Origin of the sequence: Rhodococcus sp. NPDC076796 (assembly GCF_040702765.1) — a bacterium.
Taxonomy (GTDB): Bacteria; Actinomycetota; Actinomycetes; order Mycobacteriales; family Mycobacteriaceae; genus Rhodococcoides.
The window spans coordinates 1-25944 of the sequence record NZ_JBFBMS010000020.1; the positions used below are offsets into that span (position 1 = coordinate 1).

A 25944-nucleotide genomic window follows, 5' to 3' on the forward strand; every position below is an offset into this window, starting at 1 on the left:
ACGCGCCAGGCTCACAGATTCTCGCAGCTCGCGTACACGCAGGCCCGGCATCCAGCCCGAACTCGTCGCCATCTAATACGTTGCGTTACCGGTAAGTGGCCGCAGGTCGGAGGCCGAGTCGATGGTCCACACGACAGTCTCGTTCGCGTGGGCTGACACGTTCAGGTTTGGCCTGCGTCGACTGTCCATCGGCATGGCCGGTTACTCGAACGCCGCAATGGGCACTCGTCGCTATCCGGCGGATCTCGCTGCGAATGAATGGATTGCGTGGATTCAAGGAATCTGAGCCGCCCTTCGGGTCGCTTCCATGTCTCCGGTTACATCACCGCAAAACGTCACAGTGACGATTCGCGGTGATGGAGTCGAGCTACAGTTCGCTTCCGCGCGACGGCACCGATAATCGATCGAGTCGCAAACAGTCATTGTGGTCGGTATCGACCGATCGAGTAGTCGAATTGCCCGTTCCTGCTACGCTCCGGAGAATTGTTGCTCGGGGCAAATACCAGCCGAAGGTCACTCGATGTCCGCCGTTCGTCCGTTCATCTCGCCCGCGGGTCGATTTGTGTCGTCACAACCACACGAGGACACAACGGTGTCGGGACTGTTGGATCTGGATGCGACTCGAACCCGCGTCATTCGCTTGCTCGTGGGCTTGGGGACGTTGTCGATCGGTCTCATCGGATTGCTCAGCGCACCGTCCGAGGAGTACAGCGGCTGGCGAGTCCATGTGGTGGTCGCCATCAGTCTGACCGCCTTCCCGGTCGCGTTGCGTTGGTTCTTCGGGCGATGGCCCGGCCCGCGTCTGCTGATTGCGTTCATCGTGTATTCGGACGTATCGATCGCCGCCAGTCTGTTGATGAAGGACACGACATTGACAGCGATCGGCGGCACGGTTCTGTTTGCCGTCATCACCACTCTGGCCGTGGTGGCGGTGCCGCTACTCCCCTGTCTCGTGCACATGGCTTTCGCCACAGTCGTACTTGCGGTGGTGGCCGTACTCTCGGTGCACGCAGACGTCGCCAGCGGCTGGGTCGTCGCCGCACACAGTTTGACCATGCTGTTGATGTTCGCGTCTCCACTCATTCTGATGGTGTACGTGAGCGAGCTCCGATCTCGCGCACGGGAATCGTTGGTGGATCCGCTGACCGGTCTGCACAATCGTCGCGGGCTGTTCGCTGCGGTAACTGCTACCACGATGACAACGCCGGATGTCGAACCGAGGGTGATGTGCGCCGTCGCCGCCGATGTCGACGGCATGAAAGGCGTCAACGACAACTACGGACACCACACCGGCGACGCTGTCCTCGTCGATGTGGCCCAGCATCTGCGAGCACTGGCCGCCAACCGCTGGATCGTCGCACGACTGGGCGGTGACGAGTTCGCGTGCATCGCCGTCGGTCGGCCTGCCGACCTCGCTGCCCGAACGGCGGACCTCGTAGCGAGCCTGACGCAGGCCCGGATGTTGTCCGGACTCACCGTCAGCGTCGGGTCGGCAGCGATACACCTCGATGCGGACAGTGATGTGCGGCAGTCTGCGCACGACGTACTGCGCATCGCGGACTCGGAGATGTATCGCGCGAAACGCAGTCGCTGGCCGGCGTGAGTATGCAGGCCGAGCGAATCGCTCACCACCGCAACGTCATCGAGATTTCAGGTACCACCGTGGCAGTGCTACCCACAACGCGAGGAGAAGGGTCAGAGCGACCAGTGCAGCTACGATGCCGACCATCGGACCTACCACGAAGTCGAACGTGAGAGTGACGACTCCCACCAGTGCGATGCCGAGCATGACCAAGCCGGCGATGGCGAGTCGGTTGCCCACCCGTACGAGTACACCGACTTCTCTGTGACGGAACAGAATTCGGTGCATTCCTACAGGCGCGATCAGCAGTATGGTCGCGATGATCGAGGCGCTCACAGTGATCAGATACACCGCGCGGCCGAACGCAGAGAGATCGTCGAAGCGTTGTTGGAACGGCAGGGTCAGCAGAAATCCCGTCAGTAGCTGTACCCCGGTCTGTTCGACGCGCAGTTCCTGGAGCAGGCCGAGCCAGTTGCGGTCGAGTTGCTGAGTAGGCGTCTCTCCCCTGGCTTGCGCGTTCCACTCGGCGTTGGGTGGGTCAGGCGCGTCGGTCACGGACGCTCCTCGAGAGGTACCGGTCCTGTAGTCGGTCGAGGGAACTTCTCGGTTTCGGAGGGACCGAGGTCGGGGTCGAATTTTTCGCCCACGGGATCGGGGGACGTAGTGCCTACCTGATCCGCCAACTCCAATCCCGCACCTGCGTACACGTTGAACGCAATGTCCACACCGTGCTCCTTGGCCCACTGCACTTCGTCGTCGTAGCGAGCCACGGCGGCGACTGTTCCACTGAACCCCGATTCGCGCAGGCAGGCGAGTGCTGTGACGTTGGCACCGTGACGTGGCATCGCGAGCACGGCAATGCGGACCGACTCGGAATGGCGTAGTTGATGCCAGAAATCGAGATCGGTTGCGTCTCCTTCGATGACTCGCAGGCCCTGATCGGCGAGGCGACGAATACGAGGCCCGTCGTAATCGACCCCCACCACATCGAGACGGTAGTGATCGGTGAGCCGCTGATAGGCCGCGAATCCGACACGACCCATTCCGATCACGACGACCTCGGCGTCGCCGGCATCCCCGGAGCGTTCCTCGGGGTGCAGGCTCTGCTCGTCCTGCTCGGGCAGACGTCTCGCGATCTTCTCGACCATCAGGTGCCCACGGCCGTTCACCAGAGCCGACGCTACGAAACTCAACGCCACGGCGATCGACATCTCGACCAGCCATGCCGGTGCGAGCAGGCCGGTCGTCACTCCTACCGAAACGACGATCAGACCGAATTCGGAGTAGTTCATCAGGCTCAGTCCAGCCAGGAGGGCAGTCCGATATCGCAGCTTCATCATCGCGAACAGCGCCAGATACAGGACGGATTTGAGAGGCAGCAGAAGCACCATGAGCAGGGCGACACCGAGACTGGGTAGGTCCGGCAACCCGGACAGACCGATCGAGACGAAGAAGCCCACCAGGAGCAGTTCCTTGATGTGGAACAGCGATCGTGACAGTTCGGACGAGGCCGAATGCGACGCCAGCAACACGCCGATGACCAACGCGCCCAGGTCCCCCTTGAGTCCGAGGGCGGAGAACAGTGCGTAACCGGGGACCAGCGCCATCACGATGCCGAACAGTGACTGCATCTCACCGTGGCCCAGTCCGCTCCATACTCTTCGGAGGACGCGAGTAACGGGCCACAGCAGTACCAGCGTCAGCGCCCAGGGGCTGGGCAACGTGCCGCTGGTGACGGTCAGAAACACCACGGCAACGATGTCCTGCATCACCAGGACACCGATCGCCACGCGTCCGTAGAGGGCGTGCGACTCCCCTCGCTCTTCGAGGACCTTGACCACGAACACCGTGCTCGAGAACGACATCGCGAAGGCCAGCAACGCAATCGTCGTCAGGCTCTGGCCGGACAACATGGCCATACCAGCGACGGCGGCGAGCCATAGAACGGTGGTACCGACCGCGATGCTCACCACCAGATGCACCGAGGTCGTCAGCCACACCTCCCGGCGCAGCAGAATACGAACGTCGAGCTTGAGGCCGATGGCGAACAACAGCAGCGTCACGCCCAGATCGGCGATCAGCTCGAGCTGGGGCACCTCACCGACGTCGAGTGCATTGATGACGAATCCGGCAGCCAGAAACCCGACCAGGGGAGGTAGCCGTACCACCATGGCGAGTCCGCCCAAACCGAAGGCGATGACGAGGTAGATCGCGGCAATTGTCATGCACGGTCCCTTTGCTGGTGGGCTGCAACCGGATCTCCAACGGATCTTTCGGCATCGGCACATGCCGTCGGAGTGTCCCCAGTATCCCGGCATTCCGGATATTTCACAGCGGACGGCAACCTTCGAGAACGGCGATCGACGAAGTCGACTGGTGACTTCGTCGATCGCCGTGAGCACGATCGACTACCGCGGTCCTTCCGTGCGGAAGGCCTCAGAGCTCGAACTCGGCCGGATCGATTCCGACTGCGAAGCACGCATTGCGCACAGCAGCCTTCTCGTGATCGTCGAAATGGCCGTCGGCGCCGCCGATGATGATGCCGATCTGGATGACGGCTCGGGCCTGGTCGGGCTTCGACTTGAGCTTGCCGATCGTGGCTGTCGCCTCGACCTTCCCGAAGTCGAAGTCTCCTTGGAGCTTGTCGCAGTACCAGTCGAACTTCTGCCGAAGCTCGTCGGGCTCGAACACTCGCAGGGCCTCGTTGCCGGCGATCAAAGATGCCGTCTTCTGGCGCTCGGCAGGATCGATGGTGCCGTCCGCCGCCGCGATCAGGGCACACATGGCCATGCTGCCGTTGGCGAATTCCTTGTTCTTGAACTGGCTGGTCTTGGTCTGCAGCTGGCCGTTCAATTCCTGTGCCTTGGACTTGAGTTGATCCCAGAACGCCATGGAGCTCCTCACTAGGTCGTACCGCCCGCGCAGTCGCGCGGGCCTCGACCATTGTCCATGGAGTCGGTGAACGAGAAAGGAACCCCAGTTCAGCGCAGCCGTTCTGCGTCATGCGCCTTGGTCAACAGTTCGACGCACAGCCGATGCAGTTCCGCGGCGTCGGCCCCTTCCGTCACCGCCGTGCTGACATCCTCGGCGGCACAACGAACTTCGAACGCTCTGTCGGCCGCCGCCGACACCTCCTCCGCGGTCAGCACAACGGCGTCGTCGGGAATCGACGTCCCTTTCGTCGCGCTGCGCTGTTCGTAGGCGCGTTGACGGCACGATTGACGGCAGTACCGCCGCTTACGGCCGGTTCCGGTATCGGCGACCGGGCGCCCGCACCAGGCGCATGTCTGGTCGCGGCGGGTTCTGACGGACATGGTCGTTCAGCCTACTGCGGCCGCGAGGTAAGATCGCCCGATAAGCTGCGCCGATGGGATCGCACCGGGACTCATCGGCCCGGGAACGAACCGACGCGCGGCGACGTTGTAGATCAGTGGGTAGACGGTGTAGTTCGATGTCGACGGATGGCTTCGGCGCACGTACCTACTATCGATGGAGAGGACTTCACCATGGCAGATCGTGTACTTCGAGGTAGCCGGCTGGGAGCGGTCAGCTACGAGACCGACCGTGATCACGACCTGGCACCCCGCCGCGTTGCGCGCTACCGGTGCGACAACGGTGAGGAGTTCGACGTACCGTTCGCCGACGATGCCGAGATTCCCGGAACCTGGGCATGCCGCAACGGCTTGGAAGGGTCGCTGATCGAGGGCACCGCGCCGGAGGCCAAGAAGGTCAAGCCTCCCCGCACCCACTGGGACATGCTGCTCGAGCGTCGTTCGGTCGACGAGCTCGAAGAACTCCTCAAGGAGCGTTTGGACCTGCTGAAGGTGAAGCGCCGCGGCGCATGACAGTCGTCGCTCACTGCACCGCCTGATTGGAAACAATCCGGCGGTGCAGTTTTTTTATGGAATTCGAAACCCAATAGATGTTTTCACGCGCTTTGTTGCATTCATTGTCGCCCGAACGCGGATTCCAATACGATCGAGTGGCGGCGTGACAGTCCGAGGTGCCATCATCGAGTATCGGTTGTCACACAGGTGGACGATTCGTGAACGGTCGCCGTAACAGTTGTCGGAGAATACCGATAAACAGCAGCACCGGAGTCGAAAAAATCAGGGGGCATTAACTCGTGAGCCAGGATTCTGATCAGCGCTCGACCGACGCTTTGCGCACGGCGGCCTCCGAAGCGGAATCGGAAGGTCATCGCGCAGTCGGCGAGCAGAAACTTGCGGAGTTGAGGCGCGAGTTGGACGGAATCGACGAAGTTCTGCGCGCTGCAATTCGAGACCGCATCGATGTGTGTGTACGTGTTGCACACGTAAAACGTGAACACGCCATTCCGATGATGCAACCGGGCCGTGTCGGACTGGTGACCGAGCGTGCGAGAGAATTCGCATCGGCCAATGGGTTGTCTCCCGATTTTCTCGAAGATCTGTACCGATCGATGATCGCAGAGGCATGTCGCGTCGAGGATTCGATCATCGATTCTCCGACGCCCGGGCCCGGCCTCGACAGTGAACGGTAGAAGCACCCGATGACGATCCATACGCTCCTGGTGGACAACTACGATTCGTTCACCTACAACCTCTACAGCCTTCTGGCGGAGGTGAACGGTCGACCGCCGACGGTGGTCAAGAACGACGTCGAGTGGACGTCGCTGGATTTCGACGTCTACGACAATGTCGTGATCTCGCCCGGCCCAGGGCGCCCGGATCTGGAGCAGGACTTCGGGATCAGTGCCCGGGTGATACTCGAGTCCGGTCTTCCGATACTCGGTGTGTGCCTCGGGCATCAGGGTCTGTGCCATCTGTTCGGTGGCAGTGTGGATCTCGCGCCCGCACCGATGCACGGCAGGATCACCGACATCACTCACACCGGTGTGGATCTGTTCGCCGGGATCCCGTCGCCGTACTCGGTAGTGCGGTATCACTCACTCGTCGTGACACGCACCCCTGCCGACTTCGAGGAAGTCGCGTGGACGCCCGACGGACTGGTCATGGCCGTTCGGCATCGCAGCAAGCCGATGTGGGGAGTTCAGTTCCATCCCGAGTCGATCAGCACCGAATACGGCCGCGAACTGCTCGCCAATTTCCGCGATCTGACGCTGGCACAGTCGAGCGCATCGAGCGCGTCGCGTACTCAGGATTCGATGTTCACCATCGAAACACGTTCGCTCGACGAGGCTTTCGACTCCGAGCAGGTATTCGAAGCTCTCTTTGCGGATGGCTCGAAGAGTTTCTGGCTCGACGGCAGCGCGGCTCTCGAACCCGACTGCAGATTCACCGTCATGGGCGACTGCTCGGGTCCCCACGCGGAGTACGTGACCTATTCGGTTGCCGAGACCACGGTGACCGTGCAAGGTGCCGACGGTACGACCGAGCGCATCCACTCGACATTCTTCGACTACATCGACGACCGATTGCGAGAGCGGGCCACTCCCCCTCGGCACGACCTACCGTTCGCTTTCGGTCTCGGCTACGTGGGTTACCTGGGTTACGAACTCAAGGCCGACACCGGTGGGCAATTGGTTCATACCGCTGCGACTCCCGACGCGTCGATGGTCTTCGCAGATCGCGCGCTGGTGTTCGACCACGAGGCCGGCACCCTCTATCTGATGGGGTTGGCCACCACCCCCGGGGATCCTGTGTTGGCGCAGTGGTTCGACTCGGTCACCGACACCCTGCATGGCCTGTCCCGAAAGGTTGCCCCGAACGACCGTCCGGGTGTGCCTTCGTCCGGCACTCCCCTGCTCGGAGCCGATCGCTCGCTCGAGCCCCGTCTACGCCACGACCGTGCCCACTATCTCGATCTGATTTCCCAGTGCCTCGCCGAGATTCGCTCCGGTGAGACGTACGAGGTGTGTTTGACCAACACGGCGACCGTAGCCGGTTCCATCGACGCGACCGCCACCTACTCGTACATGCGCGAAATCAATCCAACTCCGTACAGTGCTCTGCTGAAGTTCCCGGAGCTGTCCGTGTTGAGTGCGTCTCCGGAACGCTTCCTGCGCATCGACGCCGACCGCATAGTCGAGTCCAAGCCGATCAAGGGAACGCGTCCCCGCGGGGCCACCGCGGAGGAAGACAACGCGCTCAAGGCCGATCTCGTCGCGAACGAGAAGGACAAGGCCGAGAATCTGATGATCGTGGACCTGGTGCGAAACGACCTCGCCCAGGTCTGCGTGCCGGGGTCGGTGCACGTGCCGAAGCTGTTCGATGTCGAAACCTACGCTCCCGTACACCAATTGGTCTCGACCGTTCGTGGTCGCCTGCGCGACGACGCGTCGGCGGCGGACTGTATCCGGGCTGCGTTTCCGGGTGGATCGATGACGGGAGCCCCGAAGATCCGCACGATGGCGATCATCGACAAGCTCGAAGACGGACCGCGGGGGGTGTACTCGGGTGCTATCGGCTACTTCTCGATCACCGGCACCGCAGACTTCTCGATCGTCATTCGCACGATCGTGGCCACCGAACACGAAGTGACCTACGGGGTGGGTGGCGCGATCGTGGCACTGTCGGATCCCGACGAAGAGTTCGAGGAGACGATGGTCAAGGCTGTGTCGATGCGCCGAGCGCTGACCGGTCGAACAGCGAACAGCGGGTAGAGCGCACGCGCTCCACCCGCTGTTTCTACATCCGTCGGCTCGAGGCCGTCCTGCCCTACGGAGTGGTGAAGTACTCGAACACGGCAGGCTGAGCCTGCGGGTTTCCGTTGGCAGTGCCGATGACCGCGCCGGCGACCGTACCGATGACGGTTCCGATGATGCACCCGGAGATGAAGTTCGGGAAGATCGACACACAGCCGATGGCGAAACCGAGGCCTGCGCCGATCGCCGTGCCGACACCGCCGCCGTTGTTCCAGCCGATCGCGAGCTGGTTGACCATGTTGTCGAATGCCTGCTGCTTGGTCCGCGGACCTGCGACCTCGGCGACGGGAACCGTCTGCGGAGTCAACGTCAGTTCGCGACCCTCGGCACCGATCAGCGGTGCGATCGAGTAGACGGTGCCGTTGATGGTGTATTCCAGCGGAACAGATGCAAGCGTGGTGCCTGCCTGGTCGATGACGGACACGGTCTCGCTCGTGGCGTCGACCCGGAACAGTCCGGCATCGAGGATGGTGGTGACCGTTCCGTCGGGGTTGACCGACGTCTCGTAGTTCACCGGGTCCGACGACGGGTCTGCTACAGCATGGCCCGCTCCGGTGGCCACCGCAGCGGTCAACGCCACCGCTACCGTTGCTGTTCTGATCAGTTTCACTTCTGTCCCCTGGTGGTAGTGATTCGTATTCGATCGCATTCGTGTCGAATGCCGATGGTATTCGTAGATGTGCCCTTCGATGTGAAGAACACACCAATTGTTATTCAGGTGTATTACCGAGATGAGAATCGACGACCGGCCCGATCACCGAGGCAGCGTCTGCATTGGTCATCTCGTTGTGGAAAACGTCGACATCGTGGATGACGATATCTCCTGTCACATACGGCCGCCATTCTTGCGGGGATCGAACAATTCCATCGCTCGCACCCTTCGTTGCGGAGAAGAACAAAACATCTCCGTCGAACACGTCAGGGACGAACTCGGCCATCATTCGAGTCGAGTTCTCGAATCCCGCATTGATACGCCGGAGATGATCGGCGGAAACGCCGGTCGTCTGCCCCAACGACTCGTCGAGCAGTTCGACGCCCCGTTCGTAGGTCAACGGCTCGGTCGACGGCTGAGCCGTCAGGTCGAGCCCCAATCCCGCGAGCAGATTCTCTACACTCAACGCTCCCCCGGCCGGTTCGCCGTCGTGGCCGTCGACGTAGCTGTCCAACAGCGCGAGAGTCTGAACATCGCTGCCGCTGCTGCGTAGTTCCACCGCTATCGCATGAGCGAGCGAGCCGCCGAGTGACCAGCCGAGAAGGTGGTAGGGGCCCACCGGCTGGACGGCACGAATCTCGTCGGCGTAGCGGTGTGCGAGATCGCGAATGGATCCGAAGCTCGACCCTTCCACGATGCTCGGCAGCTGCAGACCGTACACGGGACGGTCGTCACTCAGGTGTGAGACGAGACCGGCGTATCCCCACGACAAGCCGATTCCCGGGTGGACGCAGAACAACGGGGCCTTGGACCCGCTGCCGCGCAGCGGAATCACCACACCGAACACCGAATCGAGATCCGCGCCGCCGGTGTCGGCATCCGCTGCGACCCGTGCGGCCAAACCTGCCGGAGTCGGATCGACGAACAGCGCTTGTAGCGGGACCCGAACTCCGATGGCGTTCTCGATGGCGGGCACGATCTTCGTGGCCACCAGCGACGTTCCGCCCAACTCGAAGAAGTTGTCGTCCATGCCGACTCGATCGACCCCGAGAACCTGTGCGAACGCATCGGCGATCGCCGCTTCCACATCGGTGGTCGGTGCCCGGTACGGAGTTGTCGACGTCGTCAGTTCCGGAACCGGCAGTGCTCGCCGGTCGAGCTTGCCCACCGGAGTGAGCGGAATGTCGTCGAGCTCGATGATCGCCGACGGAACCATATGCCGTGGAAGCAGTTTGGCGACGCGATCGCGAAGAGCCTCGGTGTCGATAGTTTCGCCGTCGGCCGCAAGGACGTAGGAGACGAGGACGGTGTCACCGGACGCTGCCGTGTGGCCGATCGTGGCGGCGAACCCGACCTGGTCGTGCTCGGTGAGGGCGGAGTCGATCTCACCGAGTTCGATCCGGAAACCGCGCACCTTGACCTGGAAGTCACTGCGTCCGACGAACTCGACGGCCCCTGCACTTCCCCAGCGCACGACGTCGCCCGTTCGATACATCCGATCGCCCGGAGTGCCGAAAGGATCGGCGACGAAGCGCTCGGATGTCAGCCCGAAACGACCGAGGTATCCGCGGGCGGTACCGGGACCGGCGATGTAGAGCTCGCCGGACACTCCGGCCGGGACCGGCCGCAGTCGTGCGTCGAGCACCAGGAACCGGAATCCGGTTCCAGGCCTGCCGACGTCCACTGTGCCACCGGGCACCAACGGTCCACCGACACTTGCCTGAATGGTGGTCTCGGTCGGACCGTAGCCGTTGAACATCTTGCGGCCCGGTGCCCATTTCGCCACCAACTCCGGAGTACAGGCCTCACCTCCGACGGCAAGGACCCGAACGCTGCCCAGACGTGTCTCGTCGATCGACGACAGCGCCGCGGGCGTCAGGAACGCATGCGTGACGTGCTCGGATTCGAGCAGGTCGGCCAAGTCGCCGCCGCCGAAGACTCCCGGCGGCACGATCACGACGGTGGCACCGACTCCGAACGCCATCGTCAGCTCGTAGATCGATGCGTCGAAACTCGGCGACGCGATGTGCGAAACACGCGAATCCCGAGTGGGGCGGAACCGCTCGAGCACCTCGGCCTGGAGGTTGGCCAAGCCACGGTGCCGCACTGCAACGCCCTTCGGGCGACCGGTCGAACCCGAGGTGTAGATCAGGTAGGCGGGGTGGTCGATGTGCAGGGTCGCCGTGCGCTCGACGTCGGTCACCGCGTCTGCCGGGTAGCGAGACAACTCGGCGGACGTTTCCGGATCGTCCAGAACCAGCCACGGGACGGTGTCCGGCAGCGATTGCATGCTGTCGATGTCGGTCAGACCCATTGCGGCATGGGAATCCTCGAGCATGTGCGCGATTCGGTCCGCCGGGTAGTTCGGATCGACGGGCAGGAATGCGGCACCGGTCTTGGCCACAGCCCACACCGACAGCACCGACTCGATCGATCGAGGCAGCGCCAACGCGACGAACGTCTCGGGACCGACGCCGTAATCGATCAGCATCCGAGCGATCCGGTTGGACCAGCTGTCGAGATCGGCGTAGGACAGGCTGATGCCTCGGTAGGTGACGGCGACTGCGTACGGGTCGAGCGCGACCGCCGCCGCGAGCAACTCCGGCCACGTCCGGACTGCCGCGTCCGCATTTCCTCGCGCAGGCACCAACGCGCGCTGCTCGTCGGTGCCCAGAATTTCGATGTCTCCGACCACCGTGTGCCGGTCGCGTCCGACGGCATCGAGAACTCGAATCAGTCGCGCCGCGACGGCCTCGACGCTGGCCGCGTCGAACAGCGATGTGGCGTAGTCGAATGCGGCCTCGAAGCCGGACGGACGCCCCGCCTCGTCGAAGGTCTCGGACAGCAGCAACTGCAGATCCTGCTTGGCCACCGGAACGTCGAAGTCGAAGCCTTCGACGCGGAGGTCCGGAAGCTCGAGCGAGGCCTTCTCGTTGTTCTGGAACGACAGCGCGACCTGTGACAGCGGAGCGTATGCCGTCGAACGAGTGGGATTGAGAACCTCGACGATTCTCTCGAAGGGCATTTCGGTGTGATCGAACGCGTCGAGATCGTGTGCCTTGACCTGGTTCAGCAGATCGTCGAACGTCGCGGATTCCTCCACCCGGCTGCGCAGCACGAGCGTGTTGACGAACATACCCACGAGGTCGTCGAGCGCCGCGTCACCGCGCCCGGCCACCGGGGTGGTGATCGCGATGTCGTCGGTGCCGCTCAAACGAGCCAGCACGACCGCGAACGCAGCGTGCAGAACCATGAACATGCTGACGTTCTTCTCGCGTGTGATGTCGACGAGCGCCCGATGGATGTCGGCATCGACCGTGAAGCGAACTCGGCCACCGCGGAAGTCCTGAGTGGTCGGCCTCGGTCGGTCCGTCGGCAACGGCAGCAGATCGGGAAGACCCGCGAGCGCGGTGGACCAGTGCTCGAGCTGGGCCGCTGCCACGCTCGACGGGTCCTGCTCGTCTCCCAGCAGCGAACGCTGCCAGATCGTGTAGTCGGCGTACTGGACGGGAAGCGGCTGCCAATTCGGTTCCTGGCCTGCACTGCGCGCCGAGTACGCGAGCACGACGTCGCGAGCGAGAGGTGCCATCGACGCGCCGTCGGCGGCGATGTGGTGCACCACCATGGCGAGTACGAAGACGTGATCCTCGGACGCGTCGACGCCGGCGTCGAGCACCTCGAACAGCTCGACGTGCACCGGGATTTCGGTTTTCACGTCGAATCCTCGACCGGCCAACAGAGCCACTCGATCGGTCAGAACAGCAGCATCGATCCGTTCGGATTCGACCGAAGGCGCGACCTCGGCAGCCGGGTGCACGAGCTGCACCGGGAACTCCGGACCGTCGGGGAAGGTCGTGCGTAGAGACTCGTGGCGCCCCAGAACATCGACCACCGCGTCGGCCAGCGCAGCGGTGTCGAGCCGTCCGGTCAGTTTGACGACCAACGGCACGTTGTACGCCGCCGACGAGGTGTCGAACTGGTTGATGAACCACATCCGCTGCTGAGCGAGCGAGAGCGGAATGTGCTCCGGACGCGCCGCGGCAACGAGAGCCGGCCGCTGCGCGCTCGTGTCGGCAGTTCCGACTGCGCTCGCCAGTCCCGACACCGTCGGGGTCTCGAAGATGGTGCGGACACCGATCGAGGTACCGAACTCGGCGTTGACGCGAGCGATCACCCGCGTTGCGCTGAGCGAGTCGCCACCGAGCTCGAAGAAGCCATCGTCCGCACCGACTCGATCCACCTCGAGGATCTCGGCGAAGACCGCCGCGACCGTCAGCTCGGCAGGCGAGCCCGGCTCGCGGTACGACGTCGCCGAGCCGAACTCCGGTACCGGAAGTGCGGCGCGGTCGAGCTTGCCCACCGGAGTGAGCGGTATCGACTCGAGCACGACGATGGCGCTGGGCACCATGTGCGACGGCAACGCGGCGGCGAGATGATCGCGCAGAACCGCCGTGTCGAAGGTATCGACCGTCTCTGCCGGGTTGTCCCCCGTCAGGCGCACGTACGCCACGAGAACAGTGGCACCGGTCGGCCCGGGAGTTCCGAATGTCGCCGCGAAGTCGACCGACGGATGTGTGGAGAGCGCGGCGTCGATCTCACCGAGTTCGATGCGGAAGCCGCGGACCTTGACCTGGGAGTCGCTGCGACCGACGTACTCGATGGTCAGATCCGGCGACCAGCGCACCACATCTCCGGTGCGGTACATGCGGGCACCGGGAGCGCCGAACGGATCGGCGACGAATCGTTCGGCCGTCAGTCCCATCCGATCGTGGTAACCGCGGGCCAACCCGACGCCTGCGAGATACAGCTCACCCGCCACCCCGACGGGAACCGGCTGCAGTCGCGAGTCGAGGACCACCTCGTACACACCTCGCACCGGTCCGCCGATCGACACCGGCTCGCCGGCGACCATCGGTGCACTGATGTTGGACATGATCGTGGCCTCGGTCGGTCCGTACCCGTTGAACAGGTTGCGGCCCGGAGCCCACTTGGTGACCAACTCGGCCGGGACGGCCTCGCCGCCGACGACGACGTCCGCGAACGTGTCGAGCCCGGCAGGATCGACCGAGGCCAGGGCGGACGGGGTGATGAAGCCGTGCGTGACCGATTCCTCGGCCAGCAACGTAGCCAGCTCGGCTCCGCCGTACACCGTGGGCGGAACGATCACCATCGTGGCTCCGACGCCGAACGCGAGCAGGTACTCGAGCACGGACGCGTCGAAACTGGGCGACGAAACATGAAGTGTGCGTGAGTCCTTCGTGACCCCATAGCGCTCGCGCTGCTCGGTCGCGAAGTTGTCGAGGCCGGAGTGGGTAACCACGACCCCCTTCGGAACACCCGTCGAACCCGACGTGTAGATCGTGTACGCGGCACTCGAGAGGGTGACGCGACCATGGCGTTCGTCGTCGGCGATGGGCTCGTCGCTCACCGCGTTCGGACCGTCGGTGGCGAGGTCGTCCAGGACGATCCACGGCACGGTCGACGGCAGATCGTCGAGGTGGGTGCGGGTGGTGACACCGAATGTTGCGCCGGAGTCGGCCAGCATGTGCTCGATGCGATCGGCCGGGTAGTTCGGATCGACCGGTACGAACGCGGCGCCGGACTTGGCGACGGCCCAGACGGTCAGCACCGACTCGATGGATCGTGCGATCCCGAGAGCGACGAACGTCTCGGTGCGCACACCGTGACCGAGCAGAATGCGCGCGAGCCGGTTCGACTGTCGATCCAGCTCGCGGTACGTCAACTCGCCGTCGACGCTGCGCACCGCGATGGCATCCGGGTCGACGGCGGCTGCGTCGGAGAAGATCTCCGGCAGCAACCGAGTCGAGCGGCCTTCGAGTCCGAATACCGGAGCCAGCGAACCGAATTCGGCATCGGCGAGCAGGCTGAGTCGAGCCAGCGGCTGCTGCTCGTCGGTCAGCACCGCATCGAGTACCCGCTCGACTCGATCGACGATCGCGTGTACGTCCTCGAGCTCGAACAGTTCGGGCAGGTACTTGGCCTTGACGTTCAAGCGCTCGTCGACCGACGACACCAGAGTGAGCGGGTAGTGCGCGGCGTCGGTTCCGAGGATGTCCGTCACCTGCATTCCTGCGAAATCCGTTGCCGCAGAGGCTCCGGCGCGATCGACCGGGTACGACTCGAACACCGTGAGCGTGTCGAAGGCGACGCCGGCACCGGCTGCGCGCTGGATGTCGGTCAGACCGAGGTAGTGGTGGTCGAGCAGCGCTGCCTGTTCGGCCTGCACGCGATCGACCAGAGCGCCCAGAGTCTCGGTCCGATCGAGCGTGACCCTGACGGGCAACGTGTTGATGAAGAGCCCGATCATGCCTTCGATGCCAGGAACCTCAGGCGGCCGACCCGACACGGTGGCACCGAAGACGACGTCTTCGCGTCCGGTCAGAGTGGCGAGCACGATGCCCCACGCGGTCTGAACGAGGGTGTTCAGAGTGGAACCGCGGCGCGCCGCGAAATCGCGCAGGGCCGCTGTGGTCTCGATCGACAGCGACCGCTCTGTCTCGCTCGAGACGGTGGACAACTGTCGACCCCGATCACCGGTGACCAGCAGTGTCGGCTCCTCGACACCCGCCATCGCGCTGACCCACTGCGCAGTGGAGATGGCGACGTCGCGTTGCCGCATCCACGCGAGGTAGTCCCGGTACGCGGGCACCCGCGGCAGCATCGAATCGTCGGACTCGGTGACGTAGAGCGTGATCAGTTCCTTGACGACCAGCGGCGTCGACCAGCCGTCGAGCAGAATGTGGTGATTGGTCAGCAGCAGTCGCCAGTGATCGTCGGCGAGGGTGATCAGCGTGAATCGAAGCAGCGGCGCAGAGTCCATCTCGAACCGCACACCGCGATCGGCTGCGAGGACCTCTTCCAGGGCCGCATCGACATCAACTTCACCGCGCAGATCGACCTCGGACCAGGGAACCGTCACCGAACTCTGCACGATCTGCAGAGATTCGCCGGTGCTGTTGTGCACGAACGCTGCTCGCAAGTTCGGATGGCGAGAGACGAGCTTGTTCACAGCGGAGTGCATCCGCTCGGCATCGACGACGCCGCGCAGCTCGAGACCGAGCTGCACCATGTAGGCGTCGACGCCTGCACTGTCGCTGCCGACCTCGCCGGCGAGGCGCGCGTGGAAGAGCAACCCGGCCTGCAGCGGCGACATCGACCACACGTCGTCGAGGTCGGGGAACTGCTTCTCGAGCACCTCGATGGAGCGCTGATCTATGTCGACCAGCTCCAGGTCGGACGGGGTGAAGCCGCCTGCACCCTCGACCGAGGCGTGCTCGGTGATGGCGGTCAGTGCCTGCGTCCACAGTTCGATCAACCGATCGACCTCGTCGGCATCGAGGATGCCTGCCGGGAACGCGAAGGTGGCGTCGAGCTGCGGACCGTCGGGTGTCGAGGTGGTGACGGCGTTGATGTCCAGCGCAGCCGGCACGGGCATGTCCGGATTCTGCGCGTCGCCCAGTTCGGCATCGGCTACCGGAATCCAGCCCACGTCGGCCATGCCTTCGGTGGATCCGGTCGAGAATCGCCCGAGGTAGTTGAAGCTGACCTGCGGAGCGGCGAAGTCGGACAGCGCTGCGGTTCCAGCGGAATCGAGGTACCGCAACATGCCGTAGCCGATTCCGTGATCCGGGATCTCGAGCAGCTGTTCCTTGACCGCCTTGATCAGTGCACCGGCGGAGTCTCCACCCGACAACGCGTCGGAGATGTCCACCGAACCGAGGTCGAGTCGCACCGGGAAGATCGTGGTGAACCAGCCGACGGTTCTGCCGAGATCGGCTCCGGGAACCACGGCGTCTTCACGGCCGTGGCCTTCGAGCGTGATCAGCGCGCTGCGGACAGCGGCTCCCCGTTCCCGACGCCACGCGGTCAGTGCCAGTGCCAATCCGGCCAGGAGGCCGTCGTTGACGCTGCCACGGAAGACGTTGGGCACCGTTGTCAGCAGGCGCTCGGTCACCTCGACCGGCAGTGATGTGCGGATGCGCTGCACGGTGGCGTCGACGTCGACCTGCTTGTCCAGTGGTCGCGAACCGATCGTCGGATCGGCACCGCTGAGGATCCGCTGCCACAGTCCGAGTTCGTCGGCGCGGCTCGCGGTGACCTCGGTCAATCCGGTGGACCACCGTCGCATCGATGTGCCGATCGGTGCGAGCGCAGGCGCGTCGCCCGCGACGATCTGGCTCCAGGCCGTCGCGAGATCCGGGACGAGGATGCGCCAGGACACGCCGTCGATCACGAGGTGATGCGCGACGACGAGCAGTCGGCCGGACCCGTTCGGGCCCTGGAACCACACCATCTGCACCATGACCCCGTCGGCGGGGACCAAACGATCTGCTGCGGCGTCGAGTTCTGTTGCGGCACAGGAGGAGAATGCGGCACCGTCCACGGAGTCGACCGCGACCGCGTGGATGACCGACGCTGCGGACACGGTGCCGATCGGCGATACTTCCTCGTGCCAGATGCCGTCGGCATCCTGGAACAGCCTCGACCGAAGCATGTCGTGACGATCGAGCACGGCCTGGACGGTGCGCTCGAGCGTCTCGCTCTCGATGCCGACCGGAAGCTGAAGCAGGGCAGTCTGGGTGTAGCGACCGAAGTCGGTGCTGCGGTCCAACATCCAGCGAACGACGGGCGTCAGAGGCAGCGAGCCGACTCCCCCACCGTCGAGTTCTTCCAGTACGACGGCGTCGCTCCCGAGAACGACGACCTCGGCCAACGCCGCGACGGTCTTGCGCTCGAAGATGTCGCGCGGAGCCAGCACCAGACCGGCCGCCTTGGCCCGTGAGACCAGCTGGATGGACATGATGCTGTCGCCGCCGAGTGCGAAGAACGAGTCGTCGACGCCGACGGTGTCGAGGCCGAGGACGTCGGCGAACAACCCGGCGAGGATGGACTCGACTTCGGTTGCCGGCAAACGGCTTTGGGTCACGTTGGCGGAGAAGTCCGGAGCCGGCAGTGCTCGTCGATCGAGCTTTCCGTTGGCGGTGAGCGGTAGCTCGTCTAGTACGATCAGCGCAGCCGGAACCATGTAGGACGTCAGCGAGTGCCCGACGAATTCCAGAACGGCGGAGTGGTCGAGGGTTCGACCCGCCTCGGCGACGACGTATCCGATCAGTCGATCACCTGACCCGTCGTCGCGGACCGAGACCACAGAAGCAGCGACACCGTCGTAGGCCAGCAGAGCACTTTCGATCTCGCCGAGCTCGATGCGGAAACCGTGCAACTGCACCTGCATGTCGCTGCGGCCCAGGTACTCCAGTGCCCCGTCGTGATTCCACCGCGCGGTGTCACCGGTGCGGTACATCCGGGCACCGGGGTCTCCGGACGGATCGGCGACGAATCGGGTGGCCGACAGCCCGGCCCGGCCGAGGTAGCCGCGAGAGAGCTGTGCCCCCGAGACGTACATTTCACCGGTCACGCCCGGCGGAACCGGATTGAGACGGGTGTCGAGAACGGCGACGTGCAGCGCGGGAATCGCCTGGCCGATGACGCTGGCCGAGGCAGAGGCGGCGAACTGTTCGGTCAGGGCCAGGTGGCTCACGTGGACGGTCGTCTCGGTGATGCCGTACATGTTGACCAGGGTCGGTGCGGACTCGTCGTGTCGGGCGTACCAGCGAGCCAACTGACCGAGGTCGAGTGCCTCGCCGCCGAAGATCACGTAGCGCAGCGAGAGATCGGCGTCCGCGGTTCCGGCGAGGTTTCCGGTGGCCACTCGATCCGCTTCCGCGAACTGGTAGAACGCCGTCGGTGTCTGGTTGAGCACCGTGACCTTCTCGCGTACCAGCAACTCGCGGAACAGCTCCGGCGAGCGTGCGGTGTAGTAGTCGACAACGACGAGCGTTCCGCCGTGCAGCAGCGGTCCCCACAGCTCCCATACCGAGAAGTCGAACGCATACGAGTGGAACATCGTCCAGACGTCGCGATCGTCGAAATCGAAGAGATCAGCGGTGTTCGCGAAGAGCGTCGCCACGTTGCGGTGCGCGATCTGCACGCCCTTGGGGCGACCGGTACTGCCCGAGGTGTAGATGACGTACGCGATCGAATCGGCACTGGTTGCACCCGAGCGGTCCGCGTCGGTGAGCGGGGCACCCGACATGGTGTCGAGTTCGGCGATCAGCTCGGGCGAATCGATCTCGAGGACATCGAGATCCGAGGCAGGCACTGCCGCACTGTCGGCGACCGTGGAGATCACACAGATGGGCGAGGCGTCTTCGAGCATGAACGCCAGCCGATCCGCTGGGTAGGACACGTCGATCGGAAGGTAGCCGCCACCGGACTTGATCACCGCGAGCAGCGCGACGATCAGCTGCTCGTTGCGCGGCATCGCGACCGCCACGAGCGATTCCGAGGTCACACCGCGCTGGACGAGAAGTCGTGCGAGTCGGCTCGACCGGTCGTCCAACTCGGCGTAGGTCAGCGAGTGATCACCGAAGACAACTGCACGCGAGTTGGGGAATCGCGCTGCAGCGGTGGCGAATCGATCGGCCAACGTTGCGTCGGATGCCTCGAGGCCCGCGTGGTTCCACTCACCCGTCATGGCGTCGAGCTCGCCCGGGAGCAGGAGGTCGATGTCGCCGACCGGGCGCTCGGGATCGGTTGTCACGGCAGCGAGCACAGCGCCGAATCGTGCGGAGAACTCCTCGACGGACGATTCCTCGAACAGGTCTGTCGCGTAGGTGATCGCGGCGGTCATCCCGGCAGGCGCACCGGATTCGTCGAACTGTTCGGCGACGGTCAGCTGCAGATCGAATTTCGCGACGTGCGCGTCGATGTCGACCGCCTCGACCGTGAGCTCCGGCAGTTCGAGTGCGGCCGAGGTGTTGTTCTGGAATTCGACGAGCACCTGGAACAGCGGCGAACGATCGGTCGAACGTGCGGGGTCGAGAACGTCGACGAGTCGCTCGAACGGAACATCGGTGTTCTCGAACGCAGCCAGATCGGCTGTGCGCGTGGCCTGGAGCAGATCGGTGAACGAGAGCCCCGGTGCCACCTGCGTGCGCAGAACCAGGGTGCCGACGAACATGCCGATCAGATCGTCGAGTGCTGCGTCGCCTCGACCGGCGATCGGCGTTCCGACAGCGATGTCCTCGGTGCCGCTGATGCGTGCCATCAAAATCGACCATGCCGCGTGCACGGCCATGAAGACGGTCGCCTCGTTGGCGCGTGCGATCTCGACCAGTCCGGCATGAGTGGTGCGGTCGATCTCGAATCGAACACTGTTCCCGCGCATGGACTGCCGAGTGGGCCGCGGGTGATCGAGCGGCAACGGCAGCACGTCGGGAAGATCCGCCAGGGTGGTCTTCCAGAAGTCCAACTGCTGCGCGGCAAGGGACGCGGGATCGGACTCGTCGCCGAGGACGGTGCGTTGCCAGATCGCGAAGTCCGCGTACTGAACGTCGAGCGGTGCCCACATCGGAGCTGCGCCCGCTGCGCGAGAACCGTAGGCGACCATGACATCTCGTGCCAAAGGTGCCATGGACGCGCCGTCGGCGGCGATGTGGTGCACGACGATCGAGAGCACGAACTCCTCCGCTGCCACGCGGTACAGCACCGCGCGGAACGGTAGATCGGTCGAGACATCGAATCCTGTTGCGGCAGAGGCGGAGATGGCCGACACGATCTCGTCGGCGTCCAGATCGACGACGGCGAGTTCGGTTCTCACCGTCTGCGCGGCGAGGATCTTCTGCTCGGGGCGCTCCCCGTGGGTGGGGAACACCGTGCGCAGCGACTCGTGACGTTCGAGGACGTCCCCGACTGCCGCACTCATCGCGGCGATGTCGAGTCGACCCGTGAGCCTCACCGCAAGCGGGATGTTGTAGGCCGCAGAATCGACGTCGAACTGATTGATGAACCACATCCGTTGCTGTGCGAGCGACAACGGAATCGAATCCGGTCGCGGCTTCGCCACGAGTGCGGGACGGCGCACGGTGCCGCCCGGATTGCTGTGCACCCGCACCGCAAGTGACTCGACGGTGGGTGCCTCGAACAATGCGCGCACGCTGATCGTGGTGTCCAGGGCGGAATTGACTCGCGCAGTGAGTCTGGTGGCACTGAGCGAGTCCCCACCCAGGTCGAAGAAGCTCGAATCGATTCCGACGCCGTCGATCCCCAGTACCTCGCCGAAGATGTCGGCAATGACCTGCTCGGTGTCGTTGCGCGGTGCACGCGAGTCGCCCCCGAGATGAAGATCGGGCGCAGGCAGGGCGTTGCGGTCCAGCTTGCCGGCCGGTGTCAACGGAATCGACTCTAGCGCGACGAAGGCCGTCGGGATCATATGTGTCGGTAGCGAATTCGACACATGAGTGCGCAGAGCTGCCGCATCGACCTGCTCGCCGGACCTCGGCAGAACGTAGGCGACCAGAATCGTGTTGCCTGTCGGGCCGTCGACACCCACAGTGGTCGCGAACTCGACCGTCGGATCGTCGGTCAGGACAGCGTCGATCTCGCCCAGTTCGATGCGGAAACCACGCACCTTGACCTGGAAGTCGCTGCGCCCGACGTATTCGAGCGTTCCCGACTCGGTCCACCGCACCACATCGCCGGTGCGGTACATCCTGGCACCGTTCTCTCCGAACGGATTCGCGACGAAACGGTCTGCGGTCAGACCGGATCGGTCATGGTAGCCACGTGCCAGTGCCGGCCCGGCGAGATAGAGCTCACCTACAACCCCGACCGGGACGGGATGCAGCCGCGCGTCGAGAACGACCTCGCTGAAACCGATTGTCGGAGCGCCGATGTCGATGGCGGAGTCCACCTGCAGTCGATCGCTGATGGACGAGAAGATCGTCGCCTCGGTCGGACCGTACGCGTTGAACATTCGACGGCCCGGTGCCCAGCGGGCCACGAGCTCGGGCGGGCACACATCGCCACCGGTGGCGACCACGGCCAACTCGGTCAGGCCGTCCGGATCAACCGACGCCAGTGCGGCGGGCGTGACGAACGCATGCGTGACGCGCTGTGCTGCGAGCAGTTCGGCCAACTCGATGCCGCCGTAGACCGAGGTCGGCGCGATGACCATGGTCGCGGCACCGGAGAACACCATGAGCAGTTCGAGGATCGAGGCATCGAAGCTCGGGGACGCGAACGCGAGAACCCTGGCGTTCGGGGTCACCTCGAAACGAGTCCGCTCCTCCTCGGCCAGATTCGCCAGCCCGCGGTGGGTGACGGTGACGCCCTTGGGAACACCCGTCGAGCCCGAGGTGTAGATCAGGTACGCGACCTGATCGATGTGCATCGGACGAACACGGTCGACGTCGAGAACCGGCGCGGTCGAGTGACCCGCGAGTTCGGCGCGCGTGTCCTCGTGGTCGAGCACGGTCCACCGAGCCGAGCCGAGGTCTGCGACCGCGGCCACGTGCTCGGACAGGGTCAGGCCGATCGACGCGTTCGAGTCGACGAGCATGTGTTCGACGCGATCGCGTGGGTAGCTCGGATCGATCGGCAGGAATGCCGCCCCGGTCTTGGCGACTGCCCAGATGCCGAGTACCGATTCGACGGACCGGGGCAGAGCCAGGGCAACGACGGTTTCCGGGCCGGCACCGCGTGCGATCAGTGTTCGTGCGAGAGCTGACGATTGCGCGTCGAGTTCGGCGTAGTCGACGGTGCGACCCTCGCTCCACAGAGCGGTGCCGTGCAGGTTCGAAGCAGCGGCGTCGGTGAGGATATCGGGAAGCAGTCGTGCATTCGACGATGCCGGTCCCCGAACCGGTGCCAGATGGCGCAGTTCTTCCTCGGACAGCAACGGCAGCGCTCCGACACGGCGACCGGTGTCGGTGGCGATGGCCTCGAGAACCCGCACGATCCTGTCGACCGTCGCCGCAACGACGCTGTGCTCGAACAACTCCGGCAGGTACTTCGCCTCGATGTGCAGCCGGTCGTCGACCATGGCGACCAAGGTCAGCGGATACTGCGCTGTGTCGCTGCCGTCGTGCACATCGTGCACCTGCATTCCGGCGAGGTCGGTTTCCGCCGACAATCCCGCGCGGTCCATCGGGTACGACTCGAACACCGTCAGGGTGTCGAAGGCGACGGCCGGTCCCACTGCTCGCTGAATATCGGTGAGGCCGAGGTAGTGGTGATCGAGCAGAGCGGCCTGTTCGGCCTGCACCCGCTCGAGGTACTCGCCGAGTGTCTCCGACGGATCGAGCACGATCCGCACCGGCAGAGTGTTGATGAACAGACCGACCATCGACTCGATGTCGGAGACCTCCGGCGGGCGTCCGGACACGGTGGCACCGAACACGACGTCGGTGCGGCCGGTCAGAGTGCCGAGAACCAGGGCCCACGACGCCTGCACCATGGAGTTCATCGTGACGCCACGGGCACGAGCGACGCTGCGCAGGCGGTTCGTCTGCTCCACATCGAGCGAGACCAACGAACGGCCGGCCAACGTCGACTCCTGGCGTCGGCTCTCGACCGGCGTCAACAGGGTCGGCTCGGCCAACCCTGCGAGCGCGTTCGTCCACGCCTCGAGTGCCGACGAGCGATCGCGCTTGGCCAGCCACGACAGGTAGTCGCGATAGGCGGGAACCCGCGGGAGCACGGTTTCGTCGCCGTCGACCACGTAGAGCGTCAGCAGGTCCTTGAGCAGCAGCGGCGTGGACCAACCGTCGAGCAGGATGTGGTGGTTGGTCATCACCAGACGCCATTCGCCCGGTGCCACGGTGATGAGCATGAAGCGCAACAGAGGTGCTTGCGCCATGTTGAATCGGGTGGCTCGGTCCTCGTGTTCGATGCGATCGAGCTCGACAGCTCGATCTTCGACGTTCAGTTCGGTCAGGTCGATCGACGACCAGGGAGCGTCCACGTCGTGGTGGACGATCTGGATGGACTCGCCGTCGTTGTTGTGCACGAAGGCAGTCCGCAGATTCGCGTGTCTACGCAGGAGCGCCCTAGCAGCACGTCGGAACCGCGCTTCGTCGACACTTCCGCGCAAGTCCAACACGAGTTGGACGATGTAGGCGTCGACGGACTGATCCGACAGCTCGGCGTGGAACAGCAAACCGGCCTGCAGGGGCGTCATGGACCAGATGTCGTCCAGCGTGGGATAGACACGTTCGAGGTCGTCGATGGAACTCTGATCGAGCCGCACCAGATCGAGGTCGGACGGCGTGAACCCACCGGCCCCCGGTCGCTGGGCGAGCCGTGTCAGCGCGGTGAGGGCCTGACGCCACAGATCCGCCAGCTCGGTGACCTCGTCGGCGTCCAGCACTCCGGTGGGGAAAGCGAACGTCGCCTCGAGCCGCGGGCCGGTCGGCGTCGCGGTGGTGACGGCATTGATGTCGAGTACCGCTGCGACCGGTAGATCGTGGTCCTGCGAATCGCCGACACCGGAGTCGTCGACCGGCAGCCAACCGTGTCCGCGGAGCTCGTCCGGGACATCGGTGCTGTAGCGGCCGAGATAGTTGAAACTGACCTGGGGAGCCGGGAAGTCGCGCAGAGCAGCGGCGCCATCCTCGTCCAGGTAGCGGAGCATGCCGTAACCGATGCCGTGATCGGGAACCGCCAGCAACTGCTCCTTGACCGACTTGATCAGTCGCGCTGCGTCGGCACCGCCGGCGAGTGCATCGTCCAGGTCCAGACCGGCGAGGGTCAGCCTGAGCGGGTAGATCGTGGTGAACCAACCGATGGTCCGGCCGAGATCGGCACCGGGTACCACGTGGTCCTCGCGGCCATGACCCTCCAGCGAGATGAGAGCGTCGTCCACGGCGACTCCCCGACCACGTCGCCACACCGCTGTGGCGAGCGCGAGGGCCGCGAGCAGGCCGTCGTTGACGCTGCCGTGGAATGCGTCGGGCAGTGCTGTCAGTAGCCCCTCGGTGACGTCGGTGGACAGCGTCATCTCGACCTTGTCCACTGTCCGGTACACGTCGATCTCGCGATCGAGTGCGCGCGATCCGATGAGTGGATCCGGTTGTGCCAGAACGTCGCGCCAGATCGTAAGCTCGTCGCCGCGGGTGGCGGTGACCTCACGCAACCCGTGCGACCAACGACGCATGGAGGTGCCGACCGGAGCCAGCTCAGGAGTGCTTCCGCCGATGATCTGGGCCCATGCCGACGCGAGGTCCGGAACCAGGATTCGCCAGGACACGCCGTCGATGACCAGGTGGTGGGCGACGACGAGCAGACGGCTCCCCTCGGAGCCCGCGTCGAACCACACCATCTGGATCATCACACCGGAATCGGGAGCCAGACGCCCGACGGCAGCGGCGGCCTCGGTGGTGGCCTGCTCCGAGAAGGCCTGTCCCTGAACCGTTGTCGACGACACGCGATGCACCACGGACCGAGCCGCCACTGATCCGACCGGCAGGACCTCCATCGACGGTACGTCGCCGCGGTGCAGTACGCCGCGGAGCATGTCGTGGTGGTCAAGGACGGTTTGGACAGTCGCCTCGAGTACATCGAGTTCGATGTCGACGGGAAGTGTGAGAACCGCTGTCTGAGTGTGCTGGTCGAGCACGGCGGTGCGGTCGAGCATCCAGTGCACGACCGGGGTAGCCGGAACGTCACCGACGCCGCCGCCGGGAAGCTCTTCGAGTACGACGGGGACGGTGCCGTCTCCGGACGCGACCACCTCGGCGAGCGCCGCAACGGTCTTGTGCTCGAACACATCTCGTGGCGACAGGGACAGTCCGGCTGCCTTGGCACGCGAAACCAGCTGAATCGACATGATGCTGTCGCCGCCGAGGGCGAAGAACGAATCGTCGACGCCGACGCGGTCCAGTCGAAGAACCTCGGCGAACAATCCCGCCAACGTCTTCTCGACGGCGTTGTCCGCATCGCGACCGGCCGTGACCTGAGCGGACCAGTCCGGTTCGGGGAGTGCGTTTCGGTCGAGTTTGCCTGCCGGAGTGAGAGGAATCGACTCCAACATCACGAACGCCGACGGCACCATGTGCGCAGGCAACACCGAACCGGCATGCTCACGCAACGCATCCGCCTCGACCGCGGCACCGGCCACCGGCAACACATACGAGACCAGCACCGTCGACCCGGCAGCAGACTCGCGTCCGATGGTGACCACGAAATCGACACCCGGCACCGCCG

At 64.5% G+C, this 25944-nt stretch carries 10 protein-coding genes; 4 read left to right on the forward strand and 6 right to left on the reverse strand.

What is annotated here, in order from left to right; translation table 11 throughout:
- The first annotated feature begins 520 nt into the window (after window positions 1-520).
- Window positions 521-1603: a GGDEF domain-containing protein gene (locus AB0366_RS26660; RefSeq protein WP_366246586.1), complete on the forward strand. Its 1083-nt coding sequence runs from the start codon at window positions 521-523 to the stop codon at window positions 1601-1603.
- Between the two features lie 36 nt (window positions 1604-1639).
- On the opposite strand, the gene AB0366_RS26665 is transcribed toward AB0366_RS26660, so the two are convergent.
- From AB0366_RS26665 to AB0366_RS26680, 4 genes are all read right to left on the reverse strand, one after another.
- Complete coding sequence (locus AB0366_RS26665; RefSeq protein ID WP_366246587.1) at window positions 1640-2137, reverse strand: DUF6328 family protein; 498 nt, start codon at window positions 2135-2137, stop codon at window positions 1640-1642.
- Window positions 2134-3807, reverse strand: coding sequence for a cation:proton antiporter family protein (locus AB0366_RS26670; protein ID WP_366246589.1), 1674 nt, complete (start codon window positions 3805-3807; stop codon window positions 2134-2136). Before AB0366_RS26670 ends, AB0366_RS26665 begins: the two co-directional genes overlap by 4 nt.
- Window positions 3808-4018: 211 nt before the next feature.
- A complete protein-coding gene (locus AB0366_RS26675) occupies window positions 4019-4474 on the reverse strand; it encodes a TerB family tellurite resistance protein (RefSeq protein WP_032398482.1) in 456 nt (151 codons plus the stop codon).
- 89 nt (window positions 4475-4563) lie between these two features.
- The gene (locus AB0366_RS26680) at window positions 4564-4896 is read right to left on the reverse strand and encodes a hypothetical protein (RefSeq protein WP_121869844.1); all 333 of its coding nucleotides are present in this window, start codon (window positions 4894-4896) and stop codon (window positions 4564-4566) included.
- Window positions 4897-5088: 192 nt separating this feature from the next.
- Between AB0366_RS26680 and AB0366_RS26685 the strand changes: the two genes are divergently transcribed.
- From AB0366_RS26685 to pabB, 3 genes are all read left to right on the forward strand, one after another.
- Window positions 5089-5427: an RNA polymerase-binding protein RbpA gene (locus AB0366_RS26685; protein WP_027497120.1), complete on the forward strand. Its 339-nt coding sequence runs from the start codon at window positions 5089-5091 to the stop codon at window positions 5425-5427.
- 281 nt (window positions 5428-5708) lie between these two features.
- Window positions 5709-6104, forward strand: coding sequence for a chorismate mutase family protein (locus tag AB0366_RS26690; RefSeq protein ID WP_237668972.1), 396 nt, complete (start codon window positions 5709-5711; stop codon window positions 6102-6104).
- 9 nt (window positions 6105-6113) lie between these two features.
- A complete protein-coding gene (gene pabB / locus AB0366_RS26695; protein WP_366246590.1) occupies window positions 6114-8186 on the forward strand; it encodes an aminodeoxychorismate synthase component I in 2073 nt (690 codons plus the stop codon).
- Window positions 8187-8241: 55 nt separating this feature from the next.
- Here pabB and AB0366_RS26700 read toward each other — a convergent pair whose 3' ends face one another.
- On the reverse strand, window positions 8242-8838 hold the full coding sequence (locus tag AB0366_RS26700; protein WP_366246591.1) for a hypothetical protein: 597 nt from the start codon (window positions 8836-8838) through the stop codon (window positions 8242-8244).
- A gap of 100 nt (window positions 8839-8938) precedes the next feature.
- Entirely contained in the window at window positions 8939-25921 is a 16983-nt protein-coding gene (locus tag AB0366_RS26705; protein ID WP_366246592.1) for an amino acid adenylation domain-containing protein, read from the reverse strand.
- Between the last annotated feature and the right edge of the window lie 23 nt (window positions 25922-25944).